Below are 16954 nucleotides of genomic sequence, written 5' to 3' on the forward strand. Positions count from 1 at the left end.
CTCTCAAATCTCGAAGTGGAATCCCTGTCGCATCAGGCGGTCGTAGTTCTTTTGATCGAAGCGATATAGCTTGGCCGCGCGGTGGGCGACGTCTTTTTCGATTTCGTTGGTCTCTTGCACGATCTGCATGCTGAGCACCTTCTTGCGGAAGTTTCGTTTGTCGAGTTCGCGGTCGAGGATCACTTCGTACAAATGTTGCAGCTGGCGAAGCGTAAACTTCTCTGGCAACAGTTCGAATCCGATCGGTTGATAACGGACTTTACCACGCAGCCGCTGCTGGGCAGTTTCCAGAATCTGGGCGTGATCGAAGGCCAGTTCTGGTAGGTCATTCATTGAAAACCACGCCGCGTTCCGCGCATCGGTACTTGCCTGGACATCATGTCCGGCGAGGTTTACCAGTGCATAATAGGCGACCGTCACCACACGCTCGCGCGGATCGCGATCGACCTGGCCGAACGTATACAGCTGCTCGAGGAAGATGTCTTTCAGACCAGTCTCTTCCTCGAGCTCGCGGCGTGCTGCTTTCTCTAACGTTTCGTCGACATGCACAAAACCGCCAGGCAGCGCCCATTGCCCTTGAAATGGTTTCAAGTCTCGCTCGATCAGCATCACCATCAAGTCTTCTTCGTCCAAAGCGAAGACAACGATATCGACCGTCAACGCGGCTCGCGGGTATTCGTACTGAAACTTCTTGCTGGTCATCAGGTTCCTTACCTCAGTCGGTCAACTGCGACCCTCGCATTTCGTGAATCATCTGGTCACGCAGTTCGTGCAGACCAATATCGAGCCCGACGGGGTATTCGTGCGGGTTCATAAATCGGCGAATCGTCGGGTGGACTTCGGCGATCTGAAGCAGTGCTCGCTCACGAATCGTTTCGAGCGATTCCTTTTCCGCGGTTCGTTTCCCCTCACGAAGAATCGGTTGCAACAGATCGACGGCGTCCGCTTCGTGGGCCAAACGCTTTCGCCGGGTCGTATCTTTCGAGTCAACAATCACCGCCCGCGGATCGACGCCACGGTTTTCGTCGAACACCATGTCGCCGATCATGCCTCGCTCGGTGCGATAACGACGCACTTGCAGCATGCCGGGTATCGACGTTTTGATCGCTTGCTCCGAAAGCTTGACCTTGGGCTCCCATGTTCCGTCGGGTCGCTGCATGGCGGCTAGTTTATAAACGCCTCCGAGTGCTGGCTGATCGTAGGCGGTGGCCAGTTTCGTACCGACACCCCACACGGCGATTTGAGCCCCTTGGTTTTTAAGGCTTTCCATAATGTTCTCGTTCAAGTCGTTCGACGCCACGATGGTGGCCTGCGGAAAACCTGCTTCGTCCAGGATCTTTCGCGCCTCGATGCTAAGGTAAGCCAGGTCGCCTGAGTCGAGCCGGATGCCAACCATCTCGTGTCCTCGCTGCCGGAGCCTCTTGCCGACTTCGCACGCTTGCCGCACCCCGTCGAGGGTATCGTAGGTGTCGGCCAGGAAGACACAGTTGTTCGGCATCACCTCCGCGTATTTTTCAAACGCTTCCATTTCCGTATCGAACGACATGACCCAGCTGTGGGCGTGGGTTCCTTTGACCGGAATGCCATACAGTTTGCCCGCGAGAACGTTCGAGGTAGCCGACGCGCCGCCGATGTAGGCGGCGCGACTTGCCGAGATCGCCCCGTCGATTCCTTGAGCCCGACGCAAACCGAACTCTAAGACCGGATCGTTCCCCGCCGCCGCGCGGATTCGCGATGCTTTCGTAGCAATCAACGTCTGAAAGTTGATCATGTTCAACAGCGGCGTTTCCAGCAGCTGGCACTGCATGATCGGCCCTCGCACACGAAGCATAGGCTCTTGACCAAACGCCACGGTTCCTTCCGGCATCGCGTCGACATCGACGGTCAGCTTGAGCGACGTTAACGCGTCGAGAAAGTCAGGCTCGAACAGCGGTTGATCATCGTTGCCGGTCAACTCGGCGAGATACTCCGCATCGGACGAATCGAAACGGAACGACTCGAGGTATTCCACCGCTTGCTCCAGCCCCGCGGCAATGGCATAGCCACCACCAAAGGGAGGCTTGCGGAAGAAGAGATGAAACACCGCGTGCTGGTCGGCACGTCCCAGCTTCCAATAGCCATACGCCATGGTCAGCTGATAAAGATCGGTTAACAGGGCCAACGGGGGCCGATAAAGCTTACTGAGCATTTTAGCCTCGCTTTCTTAGTGTAGTTTATACACTATCCATAAATTGTCAACACGAATCCCCACCAACTGGTGCCTTTCGACGGCCGTTTATTGTGAGCAATGGCGATCGGTGGGGACAGGAAAATTTCACGCGGCATCATTTCGCTAGAGAAGCCGTATCCCCGATGGGAATTCAGCGAACGTTCCTTATGATGGAATATCGACGCAAGTTGGTCCCTCCTCCCACGGCTGAATTGACATCCCTATGCACTCCGCAACAGCTTCGCCCGCCCCTTCTTCTGAAATGACGTCTGCCTTGGAAGCTTTACGCGGTAAGCTGCGCGGCGAGCTTCATACGGGGTCGCTCATGCGGCGACTCTATGCGACCGATGCGTCCGCCTATCAGCAAATGCCGCTTGCGGTCGCAATTCCGGAAACGAAAGAAGACATCCGGCAGCTGATCCTGTTCGCCAACGAGCACGAAGTCGGCCTCATTCCTCGCACGGCCGGAACATCCCTGGCTGGGCAAGTGGTTGGTAGCGGGATTGTCGTCGATGTGTCGCGGCACTTCACGCAGATATTAGAGATCGATGCCGAGCAGCGCACCGTTTGGGTCGAGCCGGGCGTGATCCGCAACGAATTGAACTTGGCCGTCAAACCGCACGGGATGCTGTTCGGTCCGGAAACCTCCACGCAAAACCGAGCGATGATCGGCGGCATGGTGGGGAACAACTCGTGCGGCTCCAACTCGATCAAGTATGGCAGTACCCGGGAACACCTGCTGGAGATCGAAGGCTTCCTGGCCGATGGCTCCGAAGTGACATTCGGTGAACTGACGGCCGAGCAGTTCGCTGCAAAGTGCGACGGTCCCGACACGCTCGAGACTGCCATCTACCGTCAGATCCGCGAGATGCTTTCCGATGCGGACAACCGCGCCGAGATCGAACGCGAATTCCCTAAGTCTTCCATTCCGCGCCGCAACACCGGCTACGCGATCGATCTGTTAATGGACGCCGAGGTCTTCGGGGGTGGCAGCGAAAAGAAGTTTAACTTCTGTAAGCTGGTCGCCGGAAGCGAAGGAACGCTCTTCTTTGCCACGAAGATTAAGCTGAACTGTCTGCCACTTCCGCCTCCAGTCAGCGGGCTACTATGTGCCCACTTCAAAACGGTTGACGCATCGCTTCGCGCTACACAAATTGCCGTGCAACACGACTGCTATGCCTGTGAACTGATCGACCATTTCATTCTGGAATGCACCGAGCGAAGTATCGAGCACCGCGCCAATCGTTTCTTCGTGCAAGGAAAGCCCGGCGCGATCATCGTTGTGGACATTCGCGGCGAGACCGAGCAAGAGGTCCAAGCAGTCTGCGATCAGATAACGGCTGAGATGCAAGCGGAAGGACTTGGCTATGCGTATCCTGTCTTGTTTGGTGAAGATACCGAACGAATCTGGGATCTTCGCAAAGCTGGCCTGGGACTGCTCGGCAACATGCCAGGCGACGCCAAACCGGCCCCCGTGGTGGAAGACACGTGCGTCGATGTCGATGACTTGCCAGAGTATATCGCTGAGTTCAATCGTCGCCTGAAGGAACGGTTCGGCCTCGAGTGCGTGCATTATGCCCATGCCGGGAGCGGCGAGATTCACCTGCGTCCGGTGATCAATATGAAGACGCCGGAAGGAAACCAGCAGTTTCGTGATGTGGCCCAAACCATCGCCGACTTAGTGAAAGAGTATCGAGGATCTCTCAGCGGCGAACATGGTGATGGTCGTTTACGAGGTGAATTTCTCCGGCAAATGATCGGCGAAAAGAACTACGAGCTTGTTTGCCGCGTCAAGAAAGCATGGGACCCGAAAGGGATCTTCAACCCGAACAAAATCGTCGACACTCCGCCGATGAACAGTTCGCTGCGGTACACTCCGGGGCAAAAGCCACGCCAACCAGAGACGCTGTTTGACTTCTCTTCCAACTTCGGCATCTTGGGCGCCGCCGAGATGTGCAACGGTTCCGGCGACTGCCGCAAGACCCACTTAGCCGGCGGAACGATGTGCCCCAGCTACATGGCAACGCGCAACGAAAAGCACACCACGCGGGCACGCGCGAACACGCTGCGGCAGGTCATCACCGAGTCGGACGAGGCGAATCCGTTTATTAGCGAAGACCTTTACGAGGTGATGGATCTTTGTCTTTCCTGCAAAGGCTGCAAGAAGGAATGTCCTTCAACCGTCGATATGGCAAAACTGAAAGCGGAGTCGCAGCAGCATTACTACGATGCCCATGGCGTCCCGCGCCATGCGAAGCTGATTGCAGACTTTGTAAGTAAACAAAAGCTGGCGGCCAAGTTGCCGTGGCTCTGGAACTTTCTCTTCGGTACCCCGGCCATTCGCAAAGTGATGAACCGCCTGACCGGATTTCATCCGGAGCGAACCATTCCGCTGCTTCCCAAGCAAACGCTCGCCGCATGGCATGCCAAACACAAACCGCACCCCAATGCCGGTAGTGTCGGACGCGTGTTGTTCTTCAACGACGAGTTCACCAATTTCCACGATCCCCACATCGGCATCGCGGCAATTCAACTCCTCGAGCAACTCGGCTACGAGGTGACGCTTCCCCAGCTCGAAGAGAGTGGCCGAACGTGGCTTTCCAAGGGACTGTTGCGAGAAGCGAAAACGCGGATCGATGCCAACCTTCGCGTGCTGAAAGATGCCATGCGCGATGGCATCCGAATGGTTGGAGTCGAACCGTCGACGATATTAACGTTCCGCGATGAAACGTTGGAACTTGCCGATCGATCGCTTCGGCCGGTCGCGCACGAGATCGCTTCCCGCTGCTTGATGCTGGAAGAGTTCCTTGTCGAAGAGAAGCAAGCAGGACGCGTTCGCAGCGATACGTTCACCGACGAAGCGAAGACCGTTTATCTGCACGGGCATTGCTTCCAGAAAGCACTCGCTGGGCAATCGGCCAGCATCGCGGCGCTCGGCTTACCGGCCAACTACACCGTTAAAACGATCCCGAGCGGCTGCTGCGGAATGGCTGGATCGTTTGGCTACGAAACCGAACATTACGACGTCTCGATGAAAATTGGCGAATTGATCCTTTTCCCACGTGTGAGGGATTTGCCGGACGAGGTTTTGATCGCCGCGCCAGGGACGTCTTGTCGGCATCAAATCCATGATGGAACGGCTCGCAAAGCACTCCATCCAGCCGAGATTTTGTGGCAATCGGTTCGGAAAGAAGTAGAAAATCGCGCGTAAACAGGCTCAATTTCTGAAGATTCTATTCTTATTTTGTGTCACGCCGTTTTCTATTTTGTTGCAATCGACGCCCGTGCCCTATCGATATCGCGGGCCATCTGCTTGAGTTGATCCTATAACGCCGTTTCCGATGGCAATCCGCAAACTATTGCATCGCATGTGGGTTTGCCTAGAATTATCGCACCACCGGTAACTCTTGCAGGTACCGTCCCCTCATGAACTGCCCCTCCGACTGAATATCATTCCGCAGGCTCCTTCGCCGCAAGGGGTCTCAAATCTCTTAAAGCATATCGAATGAAACTGTCTCGCGCCGCGTCGATTGGTTTGTTGATTGCCTCTGCTGGGTTTCTTTCAGCGGCCGAAGTCGACTTTGTTAAAGATGTCGCTCCCATTCTGGAGATGAACTGCGTCTCTTGCCATTCGGGCGACGAGCCAGCTGGCGACTATTTGCTCACCACCAAAGAAGACGCGTTCGAGTCAGGTAGCGGTGGCGCCATTTTGCCGGAATCGCCGGACGACAGCATGTTTTACACCATGACGGTGCTGCCGCGTACGGACGAACAGCTGATGCCGCCGCTTCGATCTGGCGGGCCACTCTCCAAAGGACAAACCAACATCCTGAAGCAGTGGATCGAAGAAGGGGCCAAGTGGCCGGAAGATGTCACGCTGAAAGCCAAGCCGAAAGTCGGCCCCAAGTTCGCTTCGCCTGACGACTTTGAATTGGTCAAACAGATCCACGCCAAGATCACCGCTCAAGCAAAGAAAGAGCAGGGTGAGCCGGCCAACTATAAGAATGTCATTCCCGTCACCGAAGTCGAATACGAAATGATCGCCATCCCAGGTGGCGAATTCGTTATGGGCAGCGCCGAGAACGAACCGTTTCGTCGCTCGGATGAAGGGCCGCAAACCAAAGTGGCTGTCAGCCCGTTCTGGATGGGCAAATGCGAAGTGACTTGGGACGAGTACGAACCGTTCATGATCACCCAGGTCGATCGCCGCAAAGATGGATCGCGAATCGACTACGACACCAAGCAGCACACCGATGTCGACGCGGTCAGTCAGCCGACACCTCCTTATACCGAAATGAGTTTCGGCATGGGGCAGCATGGCTATCCGGCCATTAGCATGACGCAGCATGCGGCGAACAAGTATTGCCAGTGGCTTAGTGCTCAGACAGGACATTTCTATCGCTTGCCCACCGAAGCGGAATGGGAATATGCGTGCCGTGCTGGGACCGAAACGGCCTATTCGTTTGGCGACGATGTCGATCAGCTGACGAAGTACGGATGGTTTTACGACAATGCGAACGAAAAATATCAAAAAGTCGGGCTAAAAAAGGCAAATCCATGGGGACTGCATGATATGCACGGCAACGTCATGGAATGGTGTGCCGATCAATATTCGCCGGAGTACTTCGAGAAGATTCAGGACGAGACGAAAAACCCTTACCTGAAGCCAACAACGCTTTATCCACGATCGGCCCGCGGCGGCGGTTGGGACGATGACCCTGATCGCCTGCGTAGCGCGGCTCGCCGTGGTAGCGATCCAGCTTGGAAGCAGCAAGATCCTCAGTTGCCCAAAAGTATTTGGTATCACACCGATGCCCAACAACTCGGCTTTCGCATTATTCGCCCCTTGGAAGTACCTTCCCCCGAGGAAATGTACTTCTACTGGAACAGTGCGAAAGACGTCTACTAACACCCCACTTCCCAATCATCCTTCTCACTTTTCCACACGAACAGGACGGACTATGAGCGAACGATTTGAAGCGAAGAACAATCGCCGCGACTTCATCAAAATGGCGGGTGCCGCTTCGGCGCTGTCGGCGTTTGCCGTGCCGCACGTGCACGCGGAAGAAAAAGAAATCGACACGATCCAAGTCGCTTTGGTCGGCTGCGGTGGTCGTGGTACCGGAGCCGCTGCCGATGCCTTGCGAGTTCCGACCGGACGCACGAAGTTGGTCGCACTCGCCGATGTCTTCCAACATCGTCTGGACGGCAGCTACACCGCCATCAATCGCACGTTCCAGGAAGACAAAGAGAAAGTCGATGTTCCTAAAGAGCGTCAGTTCATTGGCTTCGAAGCGTATAAGCAAGCGATGGATGCCCTCAAGCCTGGTGATATCGTCATTCTCGCGACGCCGCTGGCATTCCGTTGGGTTCACTATCAATACGCGATCGATAAAGGCTTGAACGTCTTTATGGAAAAGCCAGTCATCGCCGACGGCCCTAGCGCCAAGAAGATGATGGCATTGGCAGAACTCGCCGATCAAAAGAACATTAAATCGGCCGTCGGTTTGATGGTTCGTCATTGTCGCGGCCGCCAGGAACTGCACGAACGTATCCAGAACGGCGAAATCGGCGACATCATCTGCATGCGTGCCTATCGGATGCATGGCCCCGTTGCTTCGGCATTCAGCACCACGAAGCCAGAAGACAAGCCGGAAGTGCTGTACCAGATCGAACGCTTCCACAGCTTCCTGTGGGCCAGCGGTGGTTGCTTCAGCGACTTCTATATTCACCAGATCGACGAAACCTCGTGGATGAAGAACTCGTGGCCGGTCAAAGCTTCCGCTCTGGGTGGTCGCCACTATCGGGGTGACTTCGTCGATCAGAACTTCGACACCTACTCGGTTGAGTACACCTACGACGACGGCTCGAAGCTGTTCTTCAATGGTCGCACGATGCTGAACTGCCGCAACGACATGTCCAGCGTCGTGCATGGCAGCAAGGGCTCGGCTATCGTTAGCACCTCAGGCCACACGCCTGGCAAAGTGCGAACGTTCACCGGTCAAAAGCAAAGCCGACGCGAAGTCGCTTGGGCTTATCCGCAGCCGGAACAAAACCCATACCAACTGGAATGGAACGACTTTGTCGACGCGATCGTCAAGGATCAGCCATACAACGAAGTCTATCGTGGCGTGGAAGCCAGCCTGGTGACGAGCATGGGCCGAATGGCAGCTCACACCGGTCAGGAAATCACCTACGAACAAATGCTCAACTGCGAGCAAGAGTTCGCACCGAATGTTGACAAGCTGACCATCGATGGTCCGGCCCCTGTTATGCCCGATGCCAACGGCAAGTACCCAATTCCAAAACCGGGACAAAACCGCGACGTCGAATACCTCGTGTAACGTTCGTCGGCAATCGCAAACCTGCGTCAGCGTTCCGGTCGATTCACGATCGGGACGCTATTTTTATGCGCCGATATTTGCACACTTACAATCAATTCCACTACAGTAAAGGAGGTGGCAATCTGCCATACGCATCAAGGAGAACGTCATGTATCCATTCGGAACAACGCTGCTAGAGCCTGCCGACGATCGTGGATCGAATTGGAAAGATCCCCATCGCCCCCAGCCCAGGCCATGGATGGTTGTGGGAACGATCACCCTTTGCTGGATTCTCGCGCTGCTTGGTCCCTTGAGTATGCTCTTTCCATTGGTCGCCGCACTGGCGATCCTGGTGCTGCTTGGCCAACACCGCTATGTTGCCGCGGGGGCGGTCGCGGTGTTGTCGCCATTAACGTTGGGCTTGGTGATCGGGACGGTAAGCTACTTCAGCGGTTCTGGCGAGATCGTGAGCATGGGTCTGCCAGGCACGACGTTCCATAATCTTGATCCGATTGCTCGCTGTCAACGTTCGACCGGTGGCTGCATTGCGATGGGGAACGAATGGATCTTTCATCTGCCCAACAATTTGGCCGTGTTAGGCTTGTCGGCAACGTTCGGCCCCATGCCAGGCACTTACCGTGGAAGCTACCCCAACGAAGCAGAAGCGAAGAAGGCACTCACCCAGGCAAAAGTGATCGACGCGGACGACTTCCGAATTGACCGTTTTGACGTCGAAGGAGAATCGATCAAGCTCGATCGAGGCGTTGGTGCCAAACTGCTGGACAGATTAAGATACGATTCGCCCATAAACGAACCGCCCGCCCCCATCTCCGCGACGCTGTACGACGACTGTTTGATCGTTCGTATCCCAGTCGATACCTACTACCCGGCCAAAACACCCTCCGCAGCGATTGTGCTGATCGGTCGTGACAAAGGGCGGCCGTTCGCTTACTACGCGGAAGGGGAGTACTCGCATCACTTCACGCCGGTCTCTTGGAACCGACCCGCAGATGAATAGCCGTCATGATCTCTTGTTATTCCAACACTCGCGGAAGCGTTCCGATTGTTTGAACTCGGAGCGTTTTTTTATGCGCGTGTCGGTCCCGTTATTGAACGCAAATGGCTGTAACCTTCCACCTCAATCGGAACTGAAACCTCTCTAGCAGCAGCGGGGGGAGTGATAGCTAAGCGACTTTAACGGCTTGGCAAGACGGCACGGTCGGAAAGCTTTTGAAGGAGCCTTCACGCTGCAAAGTCGATGATATCAATACGACATGCACGCACTTTGCCGCTAGCAACGTGGCCGCGTGCCGTCATCGTGTCTGCTGGAATCGAGGAAGAGGAGTGCGAGTCTCCCACCGCCCCGCGACTGTAACGAGGACGATCGTCACAAACCACTGAAGCTGCGAATGCCGTTTCGGGAAGGGTGACGAAAGGATGAATCGAAGTCAGGATATTCGCCCAGCCAGACGTTGCCAGATTCAAACGTTTCCACGAGGGATGGAAAGGTCAGCGCGTGAAATTGAAATATGGTTGGGGCCCGCCGAAGTTCGGAGCCCTTTGTTTACTTGGGTTCGCATGTTGGACATCTTCGGCAAGCGCCCAAGAGCTGTTGCCGGCCGATGTCTCAGCGGTTCAACCGGTTGCCTTTCAGGATGGGGAAGGGGAGTCGGTCGTCGAGCAGGTGCCAGACGTGCCTCAGATTGCCGATGACGAAGCCGAGATGCTTCCCCCGGTGATTGTCCGCAGCCAACCCAACAGTGGCGATTCGCAGCGTGACTACGATGCGACATTCTCGAACGCGACCGTCGTCACGCCCACGGCGATGAACACCGAAGAACGCAAGTTCGGTGGTTCGGTGCAAGTGATCGCACGCGACCAGATCGAACAATCGGACGCATTCACCGTCGGTGAAATCTTGGCTCGTCAGCCAGGCGTCGATGTCGTTAACTCCGGGGGACCAGGCGGCGTACGATCGATCTTCCTGCGAGGGGCCAACTCGCAGCATACTAAGGTACTTATCGACGGCTCTCCGGTAAACGATCCGAGCAGCCCAAGCCGTGGCTTTGACGCCGCAAACTTGACCCTCGATAACGTCGAGCGAATTGAAATCCTGCAAGGGCCGCAAAGCCTTTTGTATGGCTCGGAAGCGATCGGCGGTGTCGTCAACATCATTACGCGTCGTGGCGAAGGCCCGCTTTCCGGAGCGATCTCGGCCCAGGGTGGTGCGTACGAAACGCATCGCGAAGGGGGCTACATCCAAGGCAGCAGCGGCGCGTTCGATTATTCGTTCTCTGGTTCGTGGCTCGATACGCAGTCGTTCTCAGCCGCTACTAGCGGTGTCGAGCGTGATCCATTCGAGGTCGGCTCGCTGGCAGGTGCCTTTGGTGTTCAGCTGACCGATAACACCGAGTTTGTCTATCGCCTGCGTTATACCGACGCGACAGCACGTATCGACGACGCTGCGTTTTCGCTCGGTTCGCCGCCAACGGATGACCTGACTCGGGTCAACCTGACGAAGAACTTCGTACAGCGGTTCGAGGTGAACAACGAAATTCTCGACGGCAACATCCGTCAGCAGTTCGCCTACGACTACGTTGATTACGAACGCCAAGACACCGACGACTTCTTCCCCAGCAACTTTGACGGGGCGACGCGTCAGTTCACTTACCTCGGTACCGCGGTATTGTGGCCAGATCACGAGTTCTCCGTTGGCGTGCAGCATTGGGACGAATCGGCCACGACCGAATACCTGCCATCGGCACCGTCGACGGCCAGCCAGTATCAATCCGGTATCTTCTTTCAGGACCAGATTTCGTTCTGGGATCGATTGCATCTGACCGCTGGTGTTCGCTGGGACGATCATAGCGAAGCGGGTGCACACCAAACCTACCGCACGACCGCTGCATACGAGATTCATGAGACAGGAACGCGCCTGCGTGGAAGTCTCGGCACTGGCTACCGCGCTCCGTCGTTGTCAGAGAACATCTTGCCCTTTGGCAATCCAAATCTCCGTCCGGAACGAAGCCGCGGCTGGGAATATGGAATCGATCAGTCGCTGTGGAACGAGCAAGTCGTGCTCGGCGCAACTTACTTCCGCAACGATTATCGCGATTTGATTCTGTACGACTCGGCCACGTTCACGCTGCTGAACATCGGTCAGGCCCGTTCGCACGGGGTCGAGCTGACCGCCGATTGGTACATCAATGCGGCATGGACCGTTTGGGGATCGTTTACCCACACCGATACCTGGGACGCAGAAACTGACCTGCCGTTGGTACGACGTCCTCGCGACAAAGGAACCTTTGGGATCACGCGTTACTTTGGCGACGGCTGCGGCTCGATCACCATGGCGGCCCGCATGATCGGCCAACGGCTCGATGCTCGCGATGGTTCGGTCGTGCTGGCGAACTACAACGTGATCGATGTCTACGGCGACTACTGGATTACGCCTGACATGCGTTGGTTCTATAAAATCGACAATCTGCTGAACGAGCAGTACGAAGAGATCACCGGCTACGCGACTTCCGACGCGGCAATTTACAGCGGCGTGGAGTGGACGTTCTAACCAACGTTCTCCCCACATCCTAACGCGACAGGCCCTTCGTGAAGCCGCTCACGAAGGGCCTTTTTTTATCGGGAGAACCGTTTAGTCAGGACATTCTCGAAAGCCGCAGGACCAACTTTTCGGATGATACCGAATTAAAAATCGGTACCACCCAATGCAATCCGCATCACGCAATGATCCGGCAGCCGATTAGGTTTTGTCGCAGGCGTTTGATGCCCTCGGGCGAGATTTGCGTTCCAGACAGCGTCATCAGCTTCAGGTTTTGATGCTTCATCAACGGAACAATCGCTCCGTCGGTTAGCGGGGCACCTTCGACGTTCAGCACTTCCAGGCTTTGCAAACTATCCAGCTGATACAGGAATGGATCGTCTGGTTGGAAGCTTGCTTTCGAGAAGTCGAGCGTATGTACCTGGCCGCTCTTGCGAAGGCGGATATGAACCCCTTCCGCTTTGAGCTTTTCGATCAGTTCAGCAGAGTCAGGCTGTTTGGGCATAGGGACCTAAGCGCGGTGAGAATTGGCTGGCATGGGATGAATTTCACCGTCGAGCTGCATTGGCAACATGTTGAACTTCAAGCCTGAGATGGACGCCCCGCCATTGTGGAAGTTGATGCCACGAAACGCATAGTCTGACATCGGCACATGCGTGTGGCCAAAGTAAACATTGCGAACCGAATTGGTCATATCGACCGCTTCGTTGGTCAAGTAATCCCAAATACGTCCGGCAACAACGCGCCGCGGATTGGCCAGCTTGCCAACAACCGCATGCAGCTTGGAACGGATAGCCATCTCGTAAATCTGATGCCGATACTCCGGCTGTTTAAATTGATGCTTGCGACCACGCTGCGCGGCCAAAGCCAAATTAGTTCGCCGCTTCAAATGGACTGCATCGCCATGCAACATTACCGCCGAACCGATCCGCAGGAAGTATGGCTCCCAATAAAGGTTCTCGTGCGTTTCGGTCACTTCACCAAGCCGTGTGACGAAATCGGAATGGCAGTCGTGATTGCCCAACAAGTAATGAAACTGACAGTTAGGGTTCGACTCGACCAAGTCGGAAAGCCACTTCATCGCGGCGTCAATCGTTGCATCGACCGAAGGCAATGTCGTCCAGGAGAAATCGACAATATCGCCTCCCAGCACAAAGACGCGTGCTTCGGCAGCACGAGCAAGAATCTCATCTTCATGCTCGTGATAAATCGAGCGGCGAGAAAACATATGCAGGTCGGAAAGAAACCAATCCATCCCTTCGATCCACCTTCCCCTGGGTGCCCAGAAACTCGGAAACGACGTTACGCTATTGTAACACGCCGAATAGCACGTGCAGGAAATCGATGGCGATCCTCAGCGCGTGAGGTACCGCTTGCCCATCACTTCGACCGAGGCGAAGAAGTACGAGACCTCGGTAGATCGCAGCTGACTCCGTTTGCCAGCCCATATGACGGTGACCGTTTTGCCATCGGCAAAGAATTTTTGAACAACCGCGACATTTTTGGTCAGCCGGGTATCTTTACTTGTCAAAACGTACTGGTGGACCGCCGTTGAACCGACCCAATGGATCGAACTGGAGCTTCGTTTCATGAAATTCGCCGCCGGGACGCCGCGTAAGATCTCGTCGGAATCGATGGATGCAAAGTAATCGTTCCACTCAGGATTCGCATCGGATTGCATCTCGAAGATCATGTTGCCAAATTGCGGATCTCGAAAAACCACGCGGATGTCTTCGTCGTTGGGCGATTGCGTGATTTGCGGCTCGCCAGGCAGACTCAATGCATAGCCCAACTTGGTATCGCCGTAGGGTCGCCAATTTCCGGATAGCTTTTCGACATCAAACGATTGGGGTTCGGCGAGTTCCAGCGGCATCTCCGCTTTGTCGTACACGTACTGCAGCGCGGCCACCGTTCCGCCGATCAGCACCAGCGCGGCAATCGCTCCGCAAGAGATCAGAAACGTGACGTGGCGTTTCTTCTTTCGCAAACGAGCCGTGGCCACGTTGCCTTCGTACTTGGCGTTGGGATCGTCATCGGCGTTGTGATAGAAGTCTTCTTCCACCGGGGCCGAAACGGCAAGCGGCTCGGCTTCGGTGGTCACTGCCGGAGTCGTAGTAGAAGCGGCGCGGGCATGCTTGCGAGGCGTTGTCGCAATGCCAGCTTGGGCTTGAACACGAAACGCATCGCCACAGCGCGGACAGCGAACCGCTTTACCGACGAGGTGGTCTTTGACTTTGAAAGTTGATTCGCAGTGCGTGCACTTGGCAATGGTGGTCATCCCAAGCCCCAGGCCTAACGCAGAGGAAGTAAAACATCGAACCGATGATGAGGGGGAGAGATGCCAGCGCGGTTTTAGCCAGATCCGGGGTACTGGTTCCCCTTCACGCTGATCGATTGAAAGAATTCGTTAACTTCCGACGAGGAACTTCCCCCCGCCCAAAGAAAGACGAACATTCGCTGCTTGGTGAAGAGCAGAACAACCCGACTTTTGCCTGGCTCGCTTCGCAAGACATCTGCCGAAAAGTGATACTCGAAGAGCGGATAGTTGTCGAGCGTCATCTTTTGGGTCTGCGTCAGGTAATTATTGCTGCCGACGAACTTCTGCAGACCGAAGACTTCCAGCTGTTCTTTGGTGGGCATTTGATTGCCCTGAGGCGGGTTTCCTGGGATCGAATCGCTGATCAGCATGACGAACGTTTCGCCATCGCGCACCAGGCGAAACCCGTCGACTTCTGTCCCTAACCAAGGGCGATGGATGGTAGGAATTGATTCGAAATTTTTCGGAAACTTAACGGTCACCAGCCCAGCCGGGCCGCGTGCTTCGACCGGGAACTGACTGGTGATCGGCGTGGTGTAGTTAAACTTGTTCGGGCCATTGCTGTTGCCCAGGGTGCTGCTGATGGTCATCGCCGCAAACGCCAACAGCCCCAGCAATGCGATCCCGCAAACCACACCGACGCCGGTCATGACCAGCGTGGAATTGACCGGCAGGCCGCCGCCAGACTTCTTCGACTGGCCGAAGCCTTCTTCTTCCTTTAGCACGAGTGCGACTTGTTCGACGTACTTGGAACCTTCTACCGCTTCCAAGTCGTCGATCGAAGGACCACGGCCGATCAGTACCCGCGACAAATTCATCGCGCGTTCCAGCAGCGCCGGTTCCATCGAAGTGATGTCTTCGTTCTGGCCTGGCAGGGCAGGGCGGTAGAAGCCACCGTCGTTATCGGCAGTGACCGTTTCGTCGGTGAAGGAACCGTCGATAACTTTCTCTTTGGCCGAACGATGAAAACCTTCTCGGGCTGGCTTCGGCTTGGTGTCGGAATCTTCCGCGACGCCAGCGATCAGTTCGTCGTCGCTGATATCCATGCTGCTCGAGGAAGACGACGTTGGCTTCTTCGTTTTAGCCGGAGTATCTTCCTGGAGCCCCAATTCGTCTTCGATCAGTGGAGCGATCTCGCCTGGCGATTGAGGTTCGATGCGAACTTCTTTCTCTTCCGGCGAAAGCAACGGCGCGTGCATCGAGGGCATCGGACCTGGCGACTGCATCTGGACGCTGCCGCCTGCTTGTTCTTTGAGGAAGTCTTTCGGCGGATTGCAGGGGGAACCCCAAGGGACTTCGACCGCCGGAATGTGGCGATCGCCGGGCAAGATCACCGAAGAAAGGGATCGCCGGCTACGCAAGATCGGGCTTTCCTTGCCTGGCGGGATCTTGTGCAGCTTCTTCTTTTCCGCCTCTTTGCTGGCGGCGACATCGGCCGGGCTGGGTTCGCCGGCCCACTTGGGGCGATCGGCAGGTTTGCTTTTGGCAGGCTTCTTTGCTGGCTTTTGCTGCTGGCCGAGCACTTTCGAGCCTGACTGGCTTTTCGGAATGACCTTGGATTTAGAAAGATTCGCCGCCGAGCCATGCTGGGCCCGCTCTTCGATGCTGGGGGCTACGTCGGTCAGTTTGACGTCGAAAACCTTTTTGCATTTGGGACAACGCACCGACTTGCCATTCAACTCCGCCTTGGCTTTGAATTTGGTTTGGCAATGCGTGCACTGTGCGTATGAGGTCATCCTGAGCCCAGACTTGCAACTAACGTCGGTCGAATTGGTAGTCAATCGTGGAGTGTCGTCCCCCTCATTCTCGTTGGGGGGGCCGTACAATTCAACCTCGTATCGGGCAGTTGGTTCTGGACGATTACCCTTTTTGTGGAATCACGACCCTCACAACCACTTCTCGCTTCGATTTTCCGAGCGTGAACGGCATCGATTGGTACGTTTCCGCGTAAGATCGCCGAAACCGGAGCGTGTAGTCGTCGCTCGGCGTTAATTCGACCGGAAGACTGAAACTGCCATCCGGTCGCGTCAGATAGGCGTTAAGAAGCTGCGTCGGCCCTAACAAATCGACCGGAAGGTTCGCCACTGGCTTGTTGTTTTCGTCGACCGCAATGCCACGGATCACCGCCGAATCTTCTTCCAAATGGTCCGCGGCAGCCATTTTCGAGATCAATTGCTTCAGCTCGCTCGGTTTCGCCGTTCGGATCACGACGCGGTCGTTGTCGAAATCGGCCTGCAATCCGCCGGAAAGCTCGACATCGTTCTGAGCCTTCGAGAAAAGCCACCGCACGTCCCGATAATTCCCCCGATATTCGGCCGTCGGCAGCAGCTCGTCATCCGCCACGACCGGAGTCGCCAATAAGGCTTGAGCCTCGGCCGAAGTGGGGTCGAGAAAGGATGTCGTCAGCCGCCCGCGATAACGCCACTGCGTCGTCAGTACGATCGCAATCGACACGATCACGAACATCCCGAGCAAGCTTTTCAGGCTGAAACGAAAACCAAACATCGGCGCCGAATGACTCCCTGACCCATCGTGGAAACGCAGTGAAC

12 protein-coding genes and 1 riboswitch are annotated in these 16954 nt (G+C 55.7%); of the genes, 5 read left to right on the forward strand and 7 right to left on the reverse strand.

What is annotated here, in order from left to right; translation table 11 throughout:
• Positions 1-3: 3 nt before the first annotated feature.
• Positions 4-702, reverse strand: coding sequence for an NUDIX domain-containing protein (locus LA756_RS04530; RefSeq protein WP_224438685.1), 699 nt, complete (start codon positions 700-702; stop codon positions 4-6).
• A gap of 13 nt (positions 703-715) precedes the next feature.
• Positions 716-2188, reverse strand: a complete 1473-nt coding sequence (locus LA756_RS04535; protein WP_224438686.1) for a nicotinate phosphoribosyltransferase — start codon at positions 2186-2188, stop codon at positions 716-718.
• Between the two features lie 346 nt (positions 2189-2534).
• On the opposite strand from LA756_RS04535, the gene LA756_RS04540 reads away from it, so the two are divergent.
• The 5 genes from LA756_RS04540 (at position 2535) to LA756_RS04560 (ending at position 12100) form a co-directional block, all read left to right on the forward strand.
• A complete protein-coding gene (locus LA756_RS04540) occupies positions 2535-5420 on the forward strand; it encodes an FAD-binding and (Fe-S)-binding domain-containing protein (RefSeq protein ID WP_224438687.1) in 2886 nt (961 codons plus the stop codon).
• 294 nt (positions 5421-5714) lie between these two features.
• Positions 5715-7118 (forward strand): SUMF1/EgtB/PvdO family nonheme iron enzyme, encoded by a 1404-nt coding sequence (locus tag LA756_RS04545; protein ID WP_224438688.1) that lies wholly within the window; start codon positions 5715-5717, stop codon positions 7116-7118.
• 52 nt (positions 7119-7170) lie between these two features.
• Complete coding sequence (locus LA756_RS04550; RefSeq protein ID WP_224438689.1) at positions 7171-8553, forward strand: Gfo/Idh/MocA family protein; 1383 nt, start codon at positions 7171-7173, stop codon at positions 8551-8553.
• Between the two features lie 148 nt (positions 8554-8701).
• Positions 8702-9550, forward strand: coding sequence for a hypothetical protein (locus LA756_RS04555; RefSeq protein WP_224438690.1), 849 nt, complete (start codon positions 8702-8704; stop codon positions 9548-9550).
• Between the two features lie 270 nt (positions 9551-9820).
• Positions 9821-10012: riboswitch (cobalamin riboswitch) on the forward strand.
• Between the two features lie 36 nt (positions 10013-10048).
• Positions 10049-12100 carry a TonB-dependent siderophore receptor gene (locus LA756_RS04560; RefSeq protein ID WP_224438691.1) on the forward strand — a complete coding sequence of 684 codons (2052 nt, stop codon included), beginning with the start codon at positions 10049-10051 and terminating at the stop codon, positions 12098-12100.
• A gap of 166 nt (positions 12101-12266) precedes the next feature.
• Here LA756_RS04560 and LA756_RS04565 read toward each other — a convergent pair whose 3' ends face one another.
• From LA756_RS04565 to LA756_RS04585, 5 genes are all read right to left on the reverse strand, one after another.
• Entirely contained in the window at positions 12267-12593 is a 327-nt protein-coding gene (locus LA756_RS04565) for a hypothetical protein (protein ID WP_224438692.1), read from the reverse strand.
• A 6-nt stretch (positions 12594-12599) separates the two neighbouring features.
• On the reverse strand, positions 12600-13343 hold the full coding sequence (locus LA756_RS04570) for a metallophosphoesterase (RefSeq protein WP_224438693.1): 744 nt from the start codon (positions 13341-13343) through the stop codon (positions 12600-12602).
• A gap of 99 nt (positions 13344-13442) precedes the next feature.
• Positions 13443-14366 (reverse strand): MJ0042-type zinc finger domain-containing protein, encoded by a 924-nt coding sequence (locus tag LA756_RS04575; RefSeq protein ID WP_224438694.1) that lies wholly within the window; start codon positions 14364-14366, stop codon positions 13443-13445.
• Positions 14367-14440: 74 nt separating this feature from the next.
• A complete protein-coding gene (locus LA756_RS04580) occupies positions 14441-16141 on the reverse strand; it encodes an MJ0042-type zinc finger domain-containing protein (RefSeq protein ID WP_224438695.1) in 1701 nt (566 codons plus the stop codon).
• Between the two features lie 124 nt (positions 16142-16265).
• Positions 16266-16910, reverse strand: coding sequence for a hypothetical protein (locus LA756_RS04585; RefSeq protein ID WP_224438696.1), 645 nt, complete (start codon positions 16908-16910; stop codon positions 16266-16268).
• Positions 16911-16954 lie beyond the last annotated feature (44 nt).

It is taken from the genome of Bremerella sp. TYQ1 (genome assembly GCF_020150455.1).
GTDB lineage: Bacteria > Planctomycetota > Planctomycetia > Pirellulales > Pirellulaceae > Bremerella > Bremerella volcania_A.